Genomic DNA, 19,211 nt, shown 5'->3' on the forward strand with positions numbered 1-19,211 from the left:
GAAGGCTTCGGGTAAATGCTTGAGGATAAAATCACGTCTAAAATGCGGATAATTGATATAAACTGATATTAATCAAATTGTTATTTTGTGGATAAGTGTGTTAATAAGCTTGTGGAAAAGCTTGAGGATAACTGTGTGGAAAAGCAAACTGACGCTGAAAATGCAGAATTGAGATGGTTGAAAAATTGGAGCGAGTATTTGGCTCAGGCACCATTCAATCTCAGGGAGCGCAATTCTGCCGAAATTGCCGAGCTGTTGCAAGCGTTAATTGAAGCAAGTTTACAGGGCGATAGCGGTTTGGCGATTTCTTCGTCAAATGTTCCTGAAGTTGAGGATTTTATCATTGATGAACAGCAGGCGAGAACTCAAGTTGCCCCGATGATCTATGATGGTGAATTATTGGCTTTATATCGTTATTGGTCATTGGAACAACGCCTTGCTCACCAAATTGCCCGTTTAAGTACACAACAGATTCAACCGATAGCGATTGATGCTTATCTGGATTTATTAACAGATTCACAGCAACGTGCTGCTTTGCACATGGTCGCCAGTCAAGCGCTGAATATCATTACAGGTGGGCCTGGAACAGGTAAAACCTATACGCTGGCGCGAATTATTGCAGTTTTAAACCAATCTATTCCAGATATTCGGATTGCGATGGCGGCTCCAACAGGTAAGGCTGCACAGCGGATGCAAGAAGCTTTACAAGCCTCATTTAATGACGAAAAACTGTTGGCCTCAGGTCTGGTCACTGACACGCTGAAACAGCAAACCACGCAAACCCTGCATCGTTTACTTGGTTTGGGTCATCGGCAGATTCCACGATTTCATGCCAAACAACCTCTACCTTATGATGTGATCGTGATTGATGAAGCATCCATGCTGGATTTAAATCTCGCGACCTTGTTACTCGAAGCGATTCCCCAGAATTGTCGTCTGATTTTATTGGGAGATGCCAAGCAGCTTGCTTCGGTGGATGTTGGCTCAGTATTGGCAGATGTACAACAAGTGCCTGAACTACAGAAACATTTGGTTCATCTGATCAGTAGTCGCCGTTTTAGTGCCGAGGCCAAAATTGGTCAATTGGCGGGGTTTATTCAAAACGTCAAGCGAGATCAATCTGCCGAACAGCTTCTTCAACAATTTGAACAGCAGATTGCCATTCCTGCCACTTTACAAAACATTGAGCTCAATGCTGCGATGAATGATGTGGTTCAGCTTGAGTATTTGCCTGATCAAATCACCGATCTGGTACCTTATTATGAACAATTAATGGTAGGGTTTATTCCGTTTTTGCGACAATTAAAAACCTATCAACAGTCGGACTATGCTCAGGAAAATATAAATTCTGTGATCGAAGCCTTTGATCAATATCGTATTTTGGTGGCAATCCGTTTTGGTAACTTCGGTTTGGAACAAATTAATCTTTATGCTGAACAATGGTTGACTCAGCACTTATCCGTTCTAGCTGTCGGTGGGTGGTATATTGGGCGTCCTGTGATGATGACTTATAACGATTATCAACTGGGTATTTCCAATGGCGATATTGGATTATGTTTTCGTCACCGCACCGATCCTGAACAATTTGAAGTGTATTTTCCAAGTTTGAATCTCTGGATTGCTGCACATCGCTTACCGAAAAATATTCAGACCGCTTTTGCTTTAACGATACACAAATCACAAGGTTCAGAATTTGCCCATACGGCAGTGGTATTTGATCATTCCGCAGAAAAATTACTCAGCCAAGAACTGATTTATACCGCGATTACTCGCGCCAAAAAAGTAGTGAGCTTACTGGTTGATCGGACTGCGTGGAGTAAAGCTTTAACCATAAAAACCACAAGAACAAGTGGATTGCTTAGAAAAATTAATAAAAATTTAGCATTGTTAAGTTAGTCTATGCGGTAGACAGATCTGTACGAAAATGCTTACATGGTTTCGAGAAATTTGCGGATAGAGCCGCTGCCTTTTTTTTGAGATCATAGTTCTGCACAAAAAGCTCAGCAAGGAATGCTGAGAAAATCGCAAAACAATAACCATAAAGTTGAAAAACAGCGAACTTACAGTGAAGTAAGTGATAAGCGAGGAAACTTACAGCCGCTAAGCCTTGTAGTTTTGGGAGAGACTACAGGGCTTTTTTATTGTCTTTTATCTGATTCTTAGATTAGCATTTACAGTGATCAAAATTTAAATAAAAAATACAGAATATTACAAATAGTTAGGATAAATCATGGATGATTAAAAAACCTAAAATATTGCGTAAGTTTTTACTTACATATTGATACGTAAAATACTACTTTTCTACATAATGAGTTGTGGCAGAATGACAAGTGTAGGAACTGATGATGTCTAGCTCGTATATACATCATGGAGTAAAAGGTTGTAAGACCTTGAGACAACAATAAAATAAAACAACAACGATTCAAAATAAAAATACAGCGCAAAAGAGCCCAAGTTATGCTTGGGCTTCTTTTTGTCTAAATGGCTTGTAGCCACTCATGTTCAGCTTGACCTGAACCAAAAAGTGAACGACGCGATTGTTTTGGAATTCGTGGACATTGCATCGAGATTTGGTAAAGTACATTTGCTAAAGCAGGTAGATGGGTGCCAATCACCGACTTTCCTGTGGTCAAAAATGACACGCTAATATCGCGCTCAGGATCAGCCCAGCACAAAATATTGGAAAAGCCGATATGCCCAAAGGCTTGTGCTGTTTGTGGGCCAAATAATCCGACAGGATTACTTCCGAGCATTGGGCCAAGTGCATAACGCATCGGGGCAAGTAAAGTGCGATCCAGACTGGTTACTGAGGTAGGTAAAGTCGCCCGAAATACGGTGCGGGGACTCATGATTTGCTTGCCTTGATATTGACCGCCACTCAACAACATTTCAAAAAAACGGCCTGCTTGTTCAGCACTGGTATAGATATTGCCAGCGGGACAAATCGTGTCCATAAAACGTGTATCATTGGTCACATCGACTGCCAGTTGTAAACCACCACCGAGCACATGATTGAGATAATGATCCGTTCCCAGACGAGGATGTAAGCCTGTCGGATAATTCAATGCCACTTGGTCGCGGTATTTAGCGTCTAAACCATAATTGAAAAATGGCATATTCATGGGCTTTTCGATAGTTTCATGTAGAAAACGACGTAGATCCTGACCAGTCACGCGCTCGATCAATTCACCTAAAATATAGCCCGCAGTAACGGCATGATACGCTAGCCGTGAACCTGATACAGATACTGGCTTAGCCGCATACAATCGTTTTAAAATTTCATCTTTATCGAACAGTAATTCAGGCGTTACCTCGCCTTCAATTTTGGGAATACCGCCACGGTGTGACAGCAAATGAAATATCGTGGTGCGACGTTTACCATGTGCGGCATATTCAGGAATATAATAACTAATCGGGTCAAGTAAATTAATTTCGCCTTGTTCATCCAGCATGTGGATCAACATTGCTGTAACCATTTTTGAGGCAGAAAACAGACAGACAGGCGTATCAGCTGAACCGATTTTTGCCGTGTTACTTAATCCTCGAGTTGAATTGCCAGAAGCATAACCCAGACTACGGTTGAGTAAAATCTGACCTTTGCGGCGTAAACAAAAACTGATGAAGGGATAATTTCCAGTTTTATAAGCACTTTCTACACTTTTCCATATTTTTTGTCGTTGTTGCTCGGTCATTGCCCCTTGTTCTGGGTGAACTTCATCCTCTTGTCTCATCACAGCAGCAAGATCACGGGGTACAAAACAGGTATTGGTTGATAATAATTTCACAGTCATTCCATATCTTTTCTTTTTATATCAGATGAGTGTGCAGCGTTATGAGACAAATGTCAGTGTCTAAAATGACCAGCATGCATGTGTAATGTGCAATGAAATATTGCCAAGCGGATAAGCTGTATGATTTAAGAATTGTCAATTCAACCTGAATCCTTTAAAATACGTCACTGCTGTAGTGATGCACGGCAGTCAATTGGTTTTAGGTCCTCCTTGAATCGATTGATCAGTATCAATTTATTTTATTTAAGCATCTCGGAGAAATCGAATGGCTTTAACTAACACAGATCGCGCAGAAATCATCGCTAAATTTGCTCGTGCTGAAAACGACACTGGTTCACCAGAAGTACAAGTTGCTTTATTGACTGCTCAAATCAATGATTTGCAAGGTCACTTTAAAGAACATAAACACGACCACCATAGCCGTCGCGGTTTGATCCGTATGGTTAACCAACGTCGTAAATTACTTGACTACTTAAATGGTAAAGACCACGGTCGTTATGTAAGTCTAATTAACGAACTAGGTTTACGTCGTTAATTCGATTTCAGGCTTGATTTTCGGTATTTATATGACGTGGTGTTTAAGCGTTAAAAAGATAGTGCTGAAAAGAAAGTATCATTTGGTGTGTGTCACTAAATGACTTTAGAAGGGGCGATTGTTCGCTCCTTCTTTGTGTTTATTCTCTAGTGAGGTCGGCTTCTAAGCTTTGTCATTGACCATTGTTTGTAATCATCTGATCGCAATGGTTTGAATGCCAAACCTTAGGGGTCTCCACTAGAATAATTGTTCAAAAAGAACTAGGAAAATATAATACATGTCAATGTTTAATATCGTTCGTAAAGAATTTCAATTCGGTCAGCATCAAGTTGTTTTAGAAACAGGTCGTGTGGCACGTCAAGCAAATACTGTATTAATCACCATGGGCGGTGTAACGGTACTTGTTGCTGTAGTTGCTCAACCTAAAGCGAAAGCCGGTCAAGACTTTTTCCCACTGACTGTAAACTATCAAGAAAAACAATATGCTGCTGGTCGTATTCCAGGTGGTTATGGCAAGCGTGAAGGACGTGCGTCTGAAGCTGAAACTTTGATTTCACGCTTGATTGACCGTCCAATTCGCCCATTGTTCCCAGAAGGCTATTTCAACGAAATCCAAGTCACTGCAACAGTGGTTTCTTCTGATAAAACTATGGATGCAGATATTGCTGCCATGTTGGGTACATCTGCTGCATTGTCGATTGCGGGTACGCCGTTCCGTGGTCCTATCGGTGGTGCGCGTGTTGGTCTGATCAATGGCGAATACGTTCTTAACCCGAACTTTGAACAACTTGCTCAATCTGATCTTGACCTTGTGGTTGCAGGTACAGAATCAGCAGTCCTCATGGTTGAATCTGAAGCCAAAGAGCTTTCAGAAGATCAAATGCTGGGCGCGGTTCTGTTTGGTCATGACGAAATGCAAATCGCAATTCAAGCGATCAAAGAGTTTGCAGCCGCCGCCGGTGCGGTTGAGTCAACTTGGGTTGCCCCGAGCAAAAATGAAACGTTACTTGAACAATTAAAAGCGGCGTTTGAAAGCAAAATTTCTGAAGCTTATACCATTGCAGTGAAGCAAGATCGTTATGCAGCGCTTGATGCATTATATGCAGAAGCAGTTGCCCAATTTGTTCCTGAAAATGACGAAACAGGCATTGCAGACGAAGTCAACGAGCTATTTGAAGATCTGAAATACCGTACTGTGCGTGACAATATCCTGTCAGGTAAGCCGCGTATCGATGGTCGTGATACTAAAACCGTTCGTGGAATCGATGTACAAGTCGGTGTGCTAGAACGTGCTCATGGTTCTGCATTGTTTACTCGTGGTGAAACTCAGGCATTGGTCACCACCACTTTGGGTAATACCCGTGATGCGTTGATGGTTGACACCCTTTCTGGTACTAAAACTGACAACTTTATGTTGCACTATAATTTCCCTGCATACTCTGTAGGTGAAACAGGTCGTGAATCTGGTCCGAAACGCCGTGAAATTGGTCATGGTCGTTTAGCGCGCCGTGGTGTTCAAGCAGTTCTTCCTGCTGCTGACCGCTTCCCATACGTGATCCGTATTGTATCTGACATTACTGAATCAAATGGTTCATCTTCAATGGCTTCTGTTTGTGGTGCTTCATTATCATTGATGGATGCAGGTGTTCCACTGAAAGCACCAGTTGCGGGTATCGCGATGGGTCTAGTCAAAGAAGGCGAGCGTTTTGCCGTGCTTTCAGATATCTTGGGTGATGAAGATCACCTGGGTGATATGGACTTTAAAGTGGCTGGTTCTGCCAACGGTATTACTGCGCTACAAATGGACATCAAGATCGAAGGGATTACCGAAGAGATCATGGAAGTCGCATTGAATCAGGCATATGCTGGTCGTATGCACATCCTGAATGAAATGAATAAAGTCATTTCTCGTGCACGTCCAGAAATTTCAATGTTTGCACCAACCTTTGAAGTGATCACAATTAATCCAGACAAGATCCGTGATGTCATTGGTAAAGGTGGCGCGACCATTCGTCAAATTACTGAAGAAACCAAAGCAGCGATTGATATCGAAGACAATGGTACGGTACGTGTATTTGGTGAATCTAAAGCGGCTGCACGTGCTGCGATTGCCAAAATTCAAGCGTTAACCGCTGAAGTTGAGCCAGGCAAAATCTATGATGGTAAAGTGATTCGTATCGTTGAATTTGGTGCGTTTGTGAACATTATGCCAGGTACGGATGGTTTGCTTCACATCTCTCAAATTTCAAATGAACGTGTTGCCAACGTGACTGATGTATTGAAAGAAGGTCAAGAAGTCAAAGTTCAGGTGGCTGATGTCGATAACCGTGGTCGTATTAAACTGACCATGAAAGACATTGAACAGGTTTAAATAAAGCTGTTTAAAATTGATTAAAAAAAAATCCGCCGCGGCGGATTTTTTAATGCTCATCAATCCACTATTGTTCTGCTTGTTTTCAGCATTTTATAGAGTTCATCTTTGAGTTTTAATTTCTGGCGTTTTAAGTTTTCAATTTCATCTAAACCGCTGGTTACAGGGTTTTGCTCTAGACGAATGATTTCGTGATCGAGCGCATTGTGTTCTTCAAAAACTTTGGAAAAATGCGCATCATCTTGCTTGAGCTGACTGATAAGAGCGCGATATTCTGGGAACATAAATTCACCTTTGATACTATGTTTAAATTCATCTCTCTGATTTGAGTATGCGTGAAACTCACCAAAAATGATCGTAAAAAGCATGGACGAACCATACAGATTTAATCCTTAATAATAGTAGGGCTTTATGCTATAATATGTCAGTCTTATTGAATGAATATTTTTTTATTTGTGTAACATTTGATCAATTTACAGTGTTGCATTGTAATTTTGAGCATCTTCGCTTCGATCCATCTTCATAACTATCCATTGAAATTGAATCTTGTCCTCAATTGTTGGGTAGTTAAGTTTTTATTCAAAGATTTATGCTAAAAATAACAACAGAAATTAAGAGACGTTGTTATGCAGATCTATTATTTTTATCGGCACACTACAGAACAATATGTGTTTTTAAGTCATGAACATCAAACCGATCATCCGTTGATTTTTCAATGGGTCGATTGCATACGTGAAGATGTGGTCAATCATGCAGAAGAATGGCAAAAAAAAATTAAAGCGATCACAGATCTTAGCATTAACGAATTTCATATTCGGGATATCTTAAATATTGATCATCCGTGTGATTTTGACACCATGGAAGATTACGATGTTCTGATCTTTAGAAAAATTATCACGCCAGAAGATCATATCGAAAACAATAATAGTGTAGGCGAGCAACATGAAAGTATCTTTGGATTGGCGACCACACCGATTAGCTTTATTGTAAGTCAGCATATTCTGGTCAGTGTCAGAGAGCAGGGTAATCAAGCTGTAGATAATTATGTGCAACGTTTTCAGAGCATTTTACAGCGCAGCATACAGGAGCAAAATAAGCCCAGAAAACTGCCTCAAAGTCCGATTGATTTAAGTTTGAGATTACTTAATACCATTATTGATGGTTATCTAGCATTGCGAACTCCGCTCACTCGTCGTGTTGAACATTGGCAAAGAGAGTTGTTACAGGGGCGAAAGCGCTTTAATCAATGGCCACAACTTTTTCAGGAAAATATGGCATTTCAGCAAGTTGAAAACTTGTGTGAAGAACAGATTGAAACGTTGCAGGAACTACGTGATGAACTGGTGGAAAATTATCACCATTTGATGGGTGAACATGCCACTGAATCTCCTGATCTGTTATTAGTCCGTATGAATGATTTGGTTAGTCATTTAGAACGCACTCAAAAACACACCTCGCGTTTGCGTATGGCGATTCAGTCTGCAATTGATTTGCACTTCAATGCGATTGCCAATCAAACCAATGAAAATATGCGTATTTTGGCGATTATTACCGCTGTATTTGCGCCGTTAACCTTATTAACAGGGGTTTACGGCATGAACTTTGAATTTATTCCCGGCTTAAAGTCGCCATTGGGTTTTTGGATGATGCTTGGCGTGATGCTATTGTGTACTGTCTTACTACTATATTATTTTTATCGGCAACATCTGGTGGGGCGTGGTGAAAAAAGTGTGATTGAGCTTTTGGCACAACAAAAGCGTCAGCATAACGTCAATTTGTTTTGGTTTCTGGATTATGAGCCTTTAAAGCAAACTCTGAAAGAAGTTGAAAAGATAACCAAGCTTAAGTAAAACCTGCATGAGGGTTCAACTTCACATTTGAATTTGACTCGGTTAGACTAGAGCCACAGGAGATGGCATTCCTCCTGCTACAAACCGCCAGTGATTGGCTAATGATGCCTACGATCCTTTCATTTGACAGAGGAGCGTAGGTGTACGTGCTCTGTTTAATCAAAATAATTCTGGAGCATGTAGTCATGTATTATTCACTTCTTTCTATCGCGTTGGGTTCAATATTAGGGGCGTGGTCACGCTGGTTTTTGGGTTTAAAGTTTAATGCAGCTTTTGAAAATGTTCCACTGGGTACATTGTTAGCTAATTTGATTGGTGGTTTTATCATTGGTTTTGCCATCGCATTTTTTGCCAATACCAATCTCAGCCCAAACTATAAATTATTTATCATCACGGGGTTTTGTGGGGCACTCACCACATTTTCGACGTTTTCGGCAGAAGTCGTGGGTTTGTTGCAACAACAAAAATTTTCCATTGCGATTTTTGTGATTTGTATTCATTTGCTAGGTTCGTTGATCTGTACCATTTTAGGATTATTATCTTATCAATGGATTGCACAACATTAATGCTTATGAATTACACCTTAGGTTGAAAATTTTGAATTTTGAATTTTGAATTTTGAGCCATTTACTGACTCTGTTTTTGGCATTGAGATACGGGGAAGCCGTATTCAATTGAATCATGCGACCCATAGTCCATTGGTTGTACCAGTTTTCTTCATATAGTTCGGCATTACTTTTTGTTTCAATTACTTCAAGAATGCGAGTTTTGTTGATGATTAATCGTTTGATTAATTGATTATAGTCAAGCTCGCTATAATCTTGATAAAATCTCTGAGCAAGTTGACCCAACTGATTCCATTTATAACCTGTTTCAGGAAAATCAATGGTTTTTCCTGAAGCATCTATAGACAGCCACTTCAAAACCAACTCGTTCCAGCCAATTAAATAAGCCAGAAGGTTGCATATACTCATCTGGCTGCCTTTAACATGTCCATCTAAGGTTGGTTGCTGCGTTTGTTCAACGGGAACTTTATCGAGTTGTTGGATGAGTTTATTAAAATTGGTTTCAATCGCATTTAATAATTCATTTTTATTTTGGGGTACAGCCATTATGATTCTCTGAAGATAAGTTTCGTTCAGTTCTGAACCATTTTATGTCCAGAAAATTTCGCGATAAGTGGCATTATCACGAATATAAAATGATCATGCTTGATTTGAACGAATTTGTCGACGTAACTGATGAACTTCATCAATTAAATCCAGCATAACCGACACCGCAGAAAGACTGGCGTCAAAATCACGTTGTAAACGATAAGCGCGTCGTGCGCGAATCACATCTGTACCAGAAAAACGGTACTGTTGCGGTTGACCTGAAGTCGATAAAATATCGTACTCGATTAATTGCAAAATCCATTCAGGACTTTGACCACTGACTTGTGCAAAGTGAGTTAAATCAAAAGTACACTGTTCATCAATGACTTCTGCTTCATTCAATCCGCTATATGTGATTTCACGATAATGAATAGTAGGCATCATTCAGCTCCTTATGAACGCGGTGTAAAGGATGAAAAGGCTTGAGCAAAGCTTTCATAGGCTTGCAGTTGTTCTTCGGTGGTCGCTTGCGGTAGCACAATATTAAGCACCAGATAAAGATTTCCTGCTGTTTTAGTCGGAATCCCTTTATCTTTCAACCGAAGTTGTTGGCCTGTTTTGGCATTTTTCGGCAAATTAACTCCTAGCTTACCCGCAGGAGTATTCACTTCAATTTTTTGCCCCAATGCCGCTTCCCATGGAGCAACATCGATTGTTGCATAGACATCTGCGCCTTCTACCCGTAAGCGATCGGTGTCTTTATATTGGATTTCGATATAAAGATCGCCATTTTCACCGCCATTGATGCCACTTTGACCTTGTCCACTTAAGCGAATTTGCTGACCCTCTTTCATGCCTTTTGGAATTTTGACCTGTAAGGTTTTACGTTGAACTTCTGGTTCACCGTAGGCATTGACGGTTGGAATTTGCAGCGTGATATTCTGAGTGGTTCCATGGTAGGCAATTTCGACATCTACTTCGATACTGGCATGTTGGTCTTCACCACGATAACTGCGCTTTTGGCGTTGATATTGGTAATCACCTCCGCCAAAACCTGAGCCAAAGCGACCAAATAGATCTTCAAAGCCCTGAAAGTCAGAGGCATTGCCTTGACGGTAAAATTGTGCGCCATCAAAGCCACCAGATGCACCCTGAGCTCCTTGTCCAAATCCTGCAAAGCCTTGAGGATGATCCAGCATTTGATCATATTCAGCCTTTTTAGTGGCATCACCTAAGGTATCGTAGGCGACATTAATCGCCTGCATTTTGGTTTCAGCATCTGATTCTTTACTAATATCAGGATGATATTTCTTTGCTAATTTACGATAGGCTTTCTTGATTTCGTCTGCTGAGGCGCTTCGTGTAACCCCGAGTTCTTCATAGTAGTTTTTTGCCATAAAAGCTCTTTTAAAATTGGGTTTTATCTCTTTTAATTATGGTGATGAACTGAGCAATTACAAGACCATAAGCATAGTAAAATGTTGATGTTTGGAAAATGAAACACAGCAAAAAGCCTTCAGAATCTCAGAATTCTGAAGGCTTTTATTGGCTTTATATCCGATGTCTTTTAGCTTAAATGCTCGCCAAACAGGCCCAATGCTTCTTCCGCAGTAAAGCTATATTGAGTATTACAGAATTGGCAGTCCATACGAATTGGATTTTGCTCGGTCAGTGTTTCACGTACCGATTCTACACCAATCTGAATCAGAGCTTCGGCACAGCGTTCTTTGGAGCAGGTACAGCCAAATTTGAGATGCTCAATTTCAGGCAAGCGAACTTGCTCTTCATTGTACAGGCGGTACAAAATTTCATTGGCTGAAAGTTCGGTCAGCTCTTCTGGCTTGAGGGTTTCGGTTAACATGGTCAAACGTGGCCAAATATCTTCATCGATCAACTGTTGTTCTTCTTCATTGTTACGTGGAAGCAGTTGAATCAATAACCCCCCAGAGCGTTTCGGCGTGGTAGCCAATACAATATGGGTCGGAATCTGGGCAGATAAATCATAATATTGCATTAAACAACCTGCCAGCGTGGGTTGATCCAACGGTACAATACCCTGATAACGATCACCAAATTCGGGTTCAATATTAATAAACAATACTGGATTTTGCAGGCTGCCTAATACTACGCTGCTGTCTGTGCCTTCCTGAAAGTGTGGATCTTGTTCATAATCTGCCAAGGCACGGATTTCACCCAAATGGTTACATTCCGCCATTGCCCATTTAAAGGTCCCCGAAGCCTGAATTTGTAGGCTAATACGACCTTTAATTTTTAAGGTACTGGCCAGTAACGCTGTTGCGCTCAGCATTTCGCCCAATAGGGCTTTGACCGCAGGCATATAATCACGTTGCGCTAAAATGGTTTGCAAGGATTCTTCAAGATGAACCACTTCTCCACGAACAGGGCAGTCCTCAATGTAAAAACGTTGGCGTAGATCAGACATATTTTTCTCCATAACCCTGTCTTAATGGTGTCTTTATTGTAAAACACAAGTCAATCGTGATCATCTCGTGTCACATTAATACGGTGCTTTTGTGTATCGTTTTCTAAACCACGTTGTAAATTCACACCTGAACTGACAGGCTGATTTCTTTCATCACTTTCAAACAAATGTTCAAGTTCCGCTAACATATTACGATGCGTTTCAACGATTTTTTGTTCGTCCGTATAAATACTTTGCTGTCTCGCTAACAATTTTTCATCATAATCACGGAAGGTTTCGATATTTTCATAGGCCTGTTCGGCAGAGACGCCCATATCACAGAGTACCCGATAAGCCATACCCAGTGAGGATAAATAGGTTTCACGCCAGATATGCTCGATTCCGAGATCACGCAGCAAATGCACATGATGTCGATCACGAGCGCGGACAAACAGTTTAATTTCAGGATAATTCAGGCGAATATGTCGCGCGACGTTCATGTTGTCTTCTACATCATCCACCGCCAGAACAAAAATTCGAGCCTTTTCAATACCTGCTGCACGTAAGATCTCAGGCTGCGTGACATCTCCATAATACAGCGTTCCACCGTAACGTCTGACGAAATCAATACGCTGCATGTTATTGTCAATCGCAGTAAAACTAAAATGATGCAGCCGTGCGATGCGCGCAATGATTTGTCCAAAACGACCAAAACCTGCAATGATAATCGGGTGATCATTGGCGGGGATCTCATCATATTCAGGTGCTTTGTCCTTAAATAAAACAGGCACAATTTTCGAGGTCATGAGCCAGTATAGAACGGGAGTCAACATCATCGATAAAGTCACAATTAAGGTGAGCGGCTCTACCAATGCCTGAGTGAGGACTTTTTCGCTTTTTGCTGCACTGAGTACCACAAATGCAAACTCGCCCCCTTGTGCCAGACAGGTGCCCATCAACAGGCTATTTTTCCAACTGTACTGATTAAATCGGGCAATCCCCGTTAAAATGATCAGTTTGATCAGCATTAAACTGATTGCACCCCCAATAATCAGCCACGGCATATCGACAAATAGCGAGATCTGAGCAGTCATGCCCACAGTCATAAAGAACAGACCTAAAAGTAACCCTTTAAACGGGGCGATGCTGGCTTCAAGCTCGTGACGAAATTCGGAATCAGCTAGTAATACTCCAGTTAAAAATGCACCCAGTGTCGTACTGATACCTAATAAATCCATTAGCAAAACCACGGCCAATACAATAAATAAACCAACCGCAGTAATCAGTTCACTCGCACCACTATCCACGACAAAGCGAAAGAAATAACGCAGAATATATCGACTAAATAAAAACAAACCTGTGAAGGTCGCTACAATGGCGGCAAAGTAAGCAATTCCATGATGTGTGGTCTGTGTGCCAGCCAAAAGCGGAATCACGGCTAATAACGGAATTGCGGCAATATCCTGAAAAAGTAAAATGGAAAAGGATGATTGCCCATAAGTTGTATTAAGTTGTTGTTTTTCACTTAATAATTGTAAGACAAAGGCCGTTGAAGACAGTGCCAATGCAAATCCGATCACAAAACTACTGGCTAGATTTTGCTTGAACAGAAGTAGTGTGATCAGCATTAAAATCACACCCGTGATCACCACTTGCATACTTCCCATGACAAAAATGGAATGTCGCATTTCCCATAAGCGCTGTGGACGAAGTTCCAAGCCAATAATGAACATTAATAAAATCACGCCAAATTCTGCTAGATGCATAATGGCATTGGCATCACTGGCGATATTTAAAACACTGGGGCCGAGTAAAATACCCGTAAATAGATAACCAAGTACTGTGGCAATGCCAAAGCGTTTACCCAGTGGAACGATCAGTAAGGCTGCGCCTAAAAATATAGTGATTTGTAATAATAATGACATGGATTACCTTGATCGTTTTGAGCTCAGTTCCTTATCTCACCAGTATAAACATCATTTAAAACAAGATAGATGTCAGATCATGAACATTTTAGTTAAATTCCTGTGGATCAACATCAATCGATAAACGTAATTGATGCTGTTTAGGTAAATGTACCACTTGCGCCCACCATTGCCGTAAAAAGAAGTGCATACGTGCGCGATCTTGCGACAAGATCACCATATGCGCCCGATAGCGTCCAGCTTTGCGTTCCATCGGCGCGGGAATAGGCCCCCAAATCTCAATGCTATCCTGCGCCATTAACTGTAATTGGGCAGCGATGTCGGCTAAGAATTGCTGACTATAGTCACGGTTTTTAGAATCTGAACGAATCAATACCGCATAACGATAAGGAGGCAACAATGCAGCTTTCCGCTCATAGAGCATATGTTTGGCGACAGCACGATAATCTTTTTCGATCAGCGTGGTGAGCATGGGATGATCAGGTCTCAACGTCTGTAAATAAACGTCACCTTTATGTTCCCCACGTCCAGCACGACCAGACACTTGTACAATCAACTGTGCAGTACGTTCAGGTGCACGGACATCGACAGACAGTAAACCTGCATCAATATCTAAAATCGCAACCAAGGTGACAAAAGGAAAATGATGACCTTTGGCGAGCATTTGTGTACCTAGCAAGATCATGGGTTGATTTTGCTGAATCCGATCATAAATTTTCTGCCAGCTTCCGACTCGACTGGTGCTATCTCGGTCGACCCGAATCACATCATGGTCTGGAAAAAGTTCATTCAAATGTTCTTCAACTTTACCTGTTCCCATTCCGAGAGTCTTTAGGCTCTGATGCTGACACTCTGGACATTGATCGGGTAAGCGCTGAATCGTACTGCAATGGTGACAATGCAGATAAGTGTAAGGTTGAGTATGCAGCGTAAAATGCGCATCACAATGTGGACAATTGGCTTGCCAGCCACAGCTTTCGCAAACCAAAACAGGTGCATAACCTCGGCGATTCAGGAAAATGAGCACTTGTTCTTTTTTATCCAGTTTTTTTTGGATTTGCTCAATCAGTTGTTGACTCAACCCTTGCTTTTTCTTGGCAACCTTTAAATCAATCACATGCATTTTCGGCATAAGTGCCACACCCGCACGTTGATTGAGTTGTAGTAGTTTTAATTTTTCCTGTTCGACCAGATGGTAACTATCAATACTTGGTGTGGCTGAGCCTAAAATAACAGGGCAGTTTTCTAAATGCCCTCGATACAGCGCCACATCCCGTGCATGATAACGAAAGCCTTCCTGTTGTTTATAGGAAATATCATGTTCTTCATCCAGAATGATTAAACCAAGATTATGCAAAGGCGTATAAATAGCAGAGCGTGTGCCTAAAATGATTGAAGCTTTGCCCATTTTGGCCTGTTGCCATGCTTGCAGACGTTTGGAGTCGTTTAAGCCCGAATGCATCAGCGCAACATCACAATGAAAACGCGATTTAAATCGGGAAATGGTTTGTGGGGTCAGTCCGATCTCAGGCACTAAAACCAGCACTTGCTTCCCTTGTTTCAACACCTCATGCATGATGTGTAGATAGACTTCGGTTTTGCCACTACCTGTTAAGCCGTCCAATAAAAAAGCTTGATAATGATGGAGCGACTGAACCACGTGTTGAATGGCTTTTTTCTGATCATCGTTGGGCGTGAGGGGCATTTGTGCCAATTGAACGGGTGTCGGTCGAAAATCTTGTGTTTCTAAATGACATTCGACCAGATCCTTTTTTGCCAAAGCACGTAAAGTCGCAGTTTCTACCCCACTTAAATTTAAAATGTTTTCGGTCGTTCCTGTCGGGTGTAGCTTTAAAATTTGATAGGCTTCAAATTGCTTTTGCGAGCGTTTAAGTTTGGATTCTGCATCTTCACAAGGTTTGATTTTCCAGATATGTGCCAAAATATCCAATGGTTTGCCTTGTCGTAACAGTGCAGGTAAAGCTGCTTGCATCACCTCCCCAATCGGAAACTGATAATACTGCGCTGACCATGTCAACAAAGTTAAAACTTTGTCATCTAAAATGGCATCATCATCAAGCAACTCAAAAATAGCTTTGAGCTGAAACCGTGAATCCAGTGGAACATCTGGCGCGATTTTCTCGGTAATGATGCCAATCAGTTTTTGCCGACCGAAAGGAATTGCCACTCGCGCGCCAACCTGAGCCTGTTGATATTGAGCATGAGTTAAGCTGTAATCAAAGGTCTCATACAGATAGACAGGTACAGCGACCCGAATACGATAAATCTCTGTTTGAGGTGGCGGCGTGTTTGGCATAAATCTGTATCGTCACTATTTTTTAAGATGATTCATTTTCGGATGATAGGTGCTGTGCTAAAGTGTGCAAAGCTGTAATGCTCCGAAATATGAAGGATTGTGTAGGAAAGATGCAACAGCTAACCGATTATTTTTTGGAAAAAATTAGAAAAGATCATGCCTGCCTATCAATTTACTGCCATTGACGCTTCGGGAAAACAGCAAAAAGGGGTGCTGGAAGGGGACTCTGCACGACAAATTCGCCAGCAATTGCGAGATAAAACTTGGACGCCGATCGCCGTTGAACCTGTTGAGCAAAAAGATAAACATCAGCAACGTTCATGGTTTCAAAAAAAGTTTAGTGCTTATGATCTAGCACTCATGACGAGGCAGCTTTCTGTATTGGTGGCAGCGGCGATTCCGCTTGAAGAAGCATTACGCGCCGTAGCTAAACAAAATGAAAAAGCCCATGTGCAGAATTTACTCCTTTCGGTACGTTCCAAAGTACTTGAAGGACATTCGCTGGCACAGGGCATGCAGCAATCAGGACGTTTTCCTGACTTATATATTGCCACCATTGCCGCAGGTGAACGCTCTGGACATTTGGATCTAATACTCGATCAACTTTCTGACTACACCGAAAACCGTTTTGCCATGCAAAAGAAAATTCAGGGTGCGATGATTTATCCAATCATTTTATTGCTGATGTCTTTTGCAATTGTGATGGGGCTCATGACCTATGTCGTGCCAGATATCGTCAAAACGTTTGACCAGAGTAAACAGGCTTTGCCGTGGATTACAGTGGCTTTGATGAAAGCCAGCGATCTGATTCGTCACACATGGCCGTTCCTATTGCTGATCAGTATCATTGGCATCATTGCTTTTGTCCGCTTTTTAAAAACCACCGCAGGCCATTATGCATTTGATCGTTTAACGCTCAGATTGCCATTATTTGGTAAATTATCACGTGGTATAAATTCGGCGCGTTTCGCCAGTACCTTATCGATTTTGACTCAATCGGGTGTTCCTTTAGTCGATGCGCTTAAAATTGGGGCAGCGGTGAGTAGTAATTGGGTGATTCGTGATGCGATTAATATTGCGGCGGAAAAAGTCACGGAAGGAGGAAACTTGGCAACCCAGCTTGAACGCTGTGGTTATTTCCCACCAATGATGGTACAAATGATACGCAGTGGTGAAGCATCGGGCGAACTAGACCGAATGTTGCAGCGAGCATCCGATATGCAGGATCGTGAAGTCACAACATTCATCTCAACCTTATTGGCGCTGCTTGAACCGTTGATGCTGGTGTTTATGGCGGCCATTGTACTGGTGATCGTGATTGCGGTCATGCTGCCAATTGTAAATATGAATAATATGATTTAATGAGTTGTATGTTAGAGATGAAAATGAATAAGCAGAAAATGCAGGGTAATAAAATTATGAACAAACAGTCTGGATTCACACTTATTGAAGTGATGGTGGTGATCGTAATTTTAGGTGTTTTAGCTGCATTGATTGTTCCAAATGTGATGGGGCGTGGTGAAAAAGCCAAAGTCGATACCACACAAATCACCTTAAAAGGTGTGGCAGGAGCATTAGATCAATACAAACTAGACAATGGTCATTATCCATCTATGCAAGAAGGTGGTCTGGATGCGCTTGTGACTCAGCCTGCCACTGCGAAAAACTGGTTGCCCGGCGGTTATGTCAAAGGGGGCTATCCGAAAGATAGCTGGGAAAATGATATTCAGTATGTGATTCCTGGTACCGAGGGCCATGCCTACGACTTATATTCTTTTGGGGCAGATGGAAAATCTGGCGGTGAAGGAAACGATGCGGATATTTACTACAAACCTTAAAATTTAGTTTTAAGATCATAGGTAGCATTTTTAAATGAAGTGCTATCTATTTAAAATAATGTACTTGGCATGATGGGAATTATGGATGGGTTGAATCGAATTAAAAAAATAAAACATTGTAATGATAATACATCTCAATTTGTAATTTTAATTTATTGTATTGATTTTTATATAATTTAATAAAATATCAAGATATGAGATTTATAATAAGAACTATTCCCATATTTACTGATTACAAGATAAATGAATTATGAATAAAAATAGACTTTTTATTTAATTAAAACCTTGCATAATAGTTTTTAAGTCAGCCATTTTACTGTCGGAGGATAGCATGAAAGCATTATTTTTTTCGGATGAAATTCATCAGTTTCATTGGTCAATGCTCAAATCTGTTCTCCTGATTTTGAGTTTACTTCCACTGAGTCAAGGTATTTTAACCCTTTGGCAAATGTCAGACGCAACTAGCCAAATTATGGTAGGTTTCATTGCGCTGAGTATATTTAGTGCGATTCTAATTTTAAGTTTTTATTCAGCGTTAAAAGCAACGGTATTAAAAATTGTGCTTGAACAACAAATTTCAAATGTTGAGCAAGTTATCGTTTCTATTTATCGTTATGTTCCGATGTTGAGTCTAGCTGCTATGTTATCTTATCTGACTGCGACACTATAACGATGATATATGATCGAACGAGGCTGATGCCTCGTTTTTTATGGCGTAATTATTTTGGGGCTGTACTAGATTAGCGTTGTTTTAATCTATGAAAATGAAGCTAACCAATTGTAAATTCAGCAAGAAAATACAACTTAAACTACTCGAGTTTTTTGTGCTTGAAGTGACAGCCAGATCAGCAGCAGATTTACTAGGGATTCACCCTAATTCTGCTGCTCTCTTTTATACCAAAACTCGTAAGATAATCGCCTATCATTTAGGGCTGGAAGCCCTCGAAGTGTTTGATGGTGAAATTGAACTGGATGAAAGTTATTTCGGTGGCACACGCAAGGGAAAACGGGGAAGAGGTGCTGCTGGAAAAGTGATTGTGTTTGGTTTGCTTAAACGAAATGGAAAGG

Annotated in this window: 17 protein-coding genes and 1 riboswitch; of the genes, 9 read left to right on the forward strand and 8 right to left on the reverse strand. The window is 41.1% G+C overall.

Annotation, left to right across the window (positions count from 1 at the left end):
* Positions 1 to 135 precede the first annotated feature (135 nt).
* The gene (gene recD / locus J500_RS03595) at positions 136 to 1,896 is read left to right on the forward strand and encodes an exodeoxyribonuclease V subunit alpha (protein WP_004994205.1); all 1,761 of its coding nucleotides are present in this window, start codon (positions 136 to 138) and stop codon (positions 1,894 to 1,896) included.
* Between the two features lie 581 nt (positions 1,897 to 2,477).
* On the opposite strand, the gene J500_RS03600 is transcribed toward recD, so the two are convergent.
* A complete protein-coding gene (locus J500_RS03600) occupies positions 2,478 to 3,785 on the reverse strand; it encodes an EstA family serine hydrolase (protein WP_034698234.1) in 1,308 nt (435 codons plus the stop codon).
* A 271-nt stretch (positions 3,786 to 4,056) separates the two neighbouring features.
* On the opposite strand from J500_RS03600, the gene rpsO reads away from it, so the two are divergent.
* On the forward strand, positions 4,057 to 4,326 hold the full coding sequence (gene rpsO, locus J500_RS03605; RefSeq protein ID WP_004991585.1) for a 30S ribosomal protein S15: 270 nt from the start codon (positions 4,057 to 4,059) through the stop codon (positions 4,324 to 4,326).
* A gap of 283 nt (positions 4,327 to 4,609) precedes the next feature.
* The gene (gene pnp, locus J500_RS03610) at positions 4,610 to 6,697 is read left to right on the forward strand and encodes a polyribonucleotide nucleotidyltransferase (RefSeq protein WP_171063785.1); all 2,088 of its coding nucleotides are present in this window, start codon (positions 4,610 to 4,612) and stop codon (positions 6,695 to 6,697) included.
* Between the two features lie 59 nt (positions 6,698 to 6,756).
* Here the strand turns inward: pnp and J500_RS03615 are convergent, their stop codons facing one another.
* Positions 6,757 to 6,981 carry a YdcH family protein gene (locus J500_RS03615; protein WP_004994196.1) on the reverse strand — a complete coding sequence of 75 codons (225 nt, stop codon included), beginning with the start codon at positions 6,979 to 6,981 and terminating at the stop codon, positions 6,757 to 6,759.
* Positions 6,982 to 7,323: 342 nt separating this feature from the next.
* Here J500_RS03615 and J500_RS03620 point away from each other — a divergent pair, with 342 nt between their 5' ends.
* Both J500_RS03620 and crcB read left to right on the forward strand, forming a co-directional pair.
* Positions 7,324 to 8,547, forward strand: a complete 1,224-nt coding sequence (locus J500_RS03620; RefSeq protein ID WP_004991577.1) for a magnesium transporter CorA family protein — start codon at positions 7,324 to 7,326, stop codon at positions 8,545 to 8,547.
* A 49-nt stretch (positions 8,548 to 8,596) separates the two neighbouring features.
* Positions 8,597 to 8,665: riboswitch (Fluoride riboswitch) on the forward strand.
* A 67-nt stretch (positions 8,666 to 8,732) separates the two neighbouring features.
* Positions 8,733 to 9,113 carry a fluoride efflux transporter CrcB gene (crcB, locus tag J500_RS03625; protein WP_004994189.1) on the forward strand — a complete coding sequence of 127 codons (381 nt, stop codon included), beginning with the start codon at positions 8,733 to 8,735 and terminating at the stop codon, positions 9,111 to 9,113.
* 3 nt (positions 9,114 to 9,116) lie between these two features.
* Here crcB and J500_RS03630 read toward each other — a convergent pair whose 3' ends face one another.
* The 6 genes from J500_RS03630 to J500_RS03655 form a co-directional block, all read right to left on the reverse strand.
* Complete coding sequence (locus J500_RS03630) at positions 9,117 to 9,659, reverse strand: ClbS/DfsB family four-helix bundle protein (RefSeq protein ID WP_004994188.1); 543 nt, start codon at positions 9,657 to 9,659, stop codon at positions 9,117 to 9,119.
* 93 nt (positions 9,660 to 9,752) lie between these two features.
* Positions 9,753 to 10,082, reverse strand: coding sequence for a chaperone modulator CbpM (locus tag J500_RS03635; RefSeq protein WP_004991571.1), 330 nt, complete (start codon positions 10,080 to 10,082; stop codon positions 9,753 to 9,755).
* An 11-nt stretch (positions 10,083 to 10,093) separates the two neighbouring features.
* On the reverse strand, positions 10,094 to 11,038 hold the full coding sequence (locus J500_RS03640) for a DnaJ C-terminal domain-containing protein (RefSeq protein WP_034698194.1): 945 nt from the start codon (positions 11,036 to 11,038) through the stop codon (positions 10,094 to 10,096).
* A 170-nt stretch (positions 11,039 to 11,208) separates the two neighbouring features.
* The gene (locus tag J500_RS03645; protein WP_004991565.1) at positions 11,209 to 12,084 is read right to left on the reverse strand and encodes an Hsp33 family molecular chaperone HslO; all 876 of its coding nucleotides are present in this window, start codon (positions 12,082 to 12,084) and stop codon (positions 11,209 to 11,211) included.
* A 50-nt stretch (positions 12,085 to 12,134) separates the two neighbouring features.
* Complete coding sequence (locus tag J500_RS03650; protein WP_034698198.1) at positions 12,135 to 13,988, reverse strand: monovalent cation:proton antiporter-2 (CPA2) family protein; 1,854 nt, start codon at positions 13,986 to 13,988, stop codon at positions 12,135 to 12,137.
* A gap of 88 nt (positions 13,989 to 14,076) precedes the next feature.
* Positions 14,077 to 16,305, reverse strand: a complete 2,229-nt coding sequence (locus tag J500_RS03655; protein WP_004994183.1) for a primosomal protein N' — start codon at positions 16,303 to 16,305, stop codon at positions 14,077 to 14,079.
* 156 nt (positions 16,306 to 16,461) lie between these two features.
* Between J500_RS03655 and gspF the strand changes: the two genes are divergently transcribed.
* From gspF to J500_RS03675, 4 genes are all read left to right on the forward strand, one after another.
* Entirely contained in the window at positions 16,462 to 17,667 is a 1,206-nt protein-coding gene (gene gspF / locus J500_RS03660) for a type II secretion system inner membrane protein GspF (protein ID WP_004991557.1), read from the forward strand.
* 23 nt (positions 17,668 to 17,690) lie between these two features.
* Positions 17,691 to 18,143 carry a type II secretion system major pseudopilin GspG gene (gspG, locus tag J500_RS03665; RefSeq protein ID WP_005001245.1) on the forward strand — a complete coding sequence of 151 codons (453 nt, stop codon included), beginning with the start codon at positions 17,691 to 17,693 and terminating at the stop codon, positions 18,141 to 18,143.
* A 331-nt stretch (positions 18,144 to 18,474) separates the two neighbouring features.
* Entirely contained in the window at positions 18,475 to 18,813 is a 339-nt protein-coding gene (locus tag J500_RS03670) for a hypothetical protein (protein ID WP_004994178.1), read from the forward strand.
* 94 nt (positions 18,814 to 18,907) lie between these two features.
* A partial coding sequence (locus J500_RS03675; protein ID WP_034698237.1) for a transposase occupies positions 18,908 to 19,211 on the forward strand: 304 nt, incomplete at its 3' end.

Source organism: Acinetobacter sp. 479375, assembly GCF_000581715.1.
GTDB classification, from domain to species: Bacteria; Pseudomonadota; Gammaproteobacteria; order Pseudomonadales; family Moraxellaceae; genus Acinetobacter; species Acinetobacter ursingii.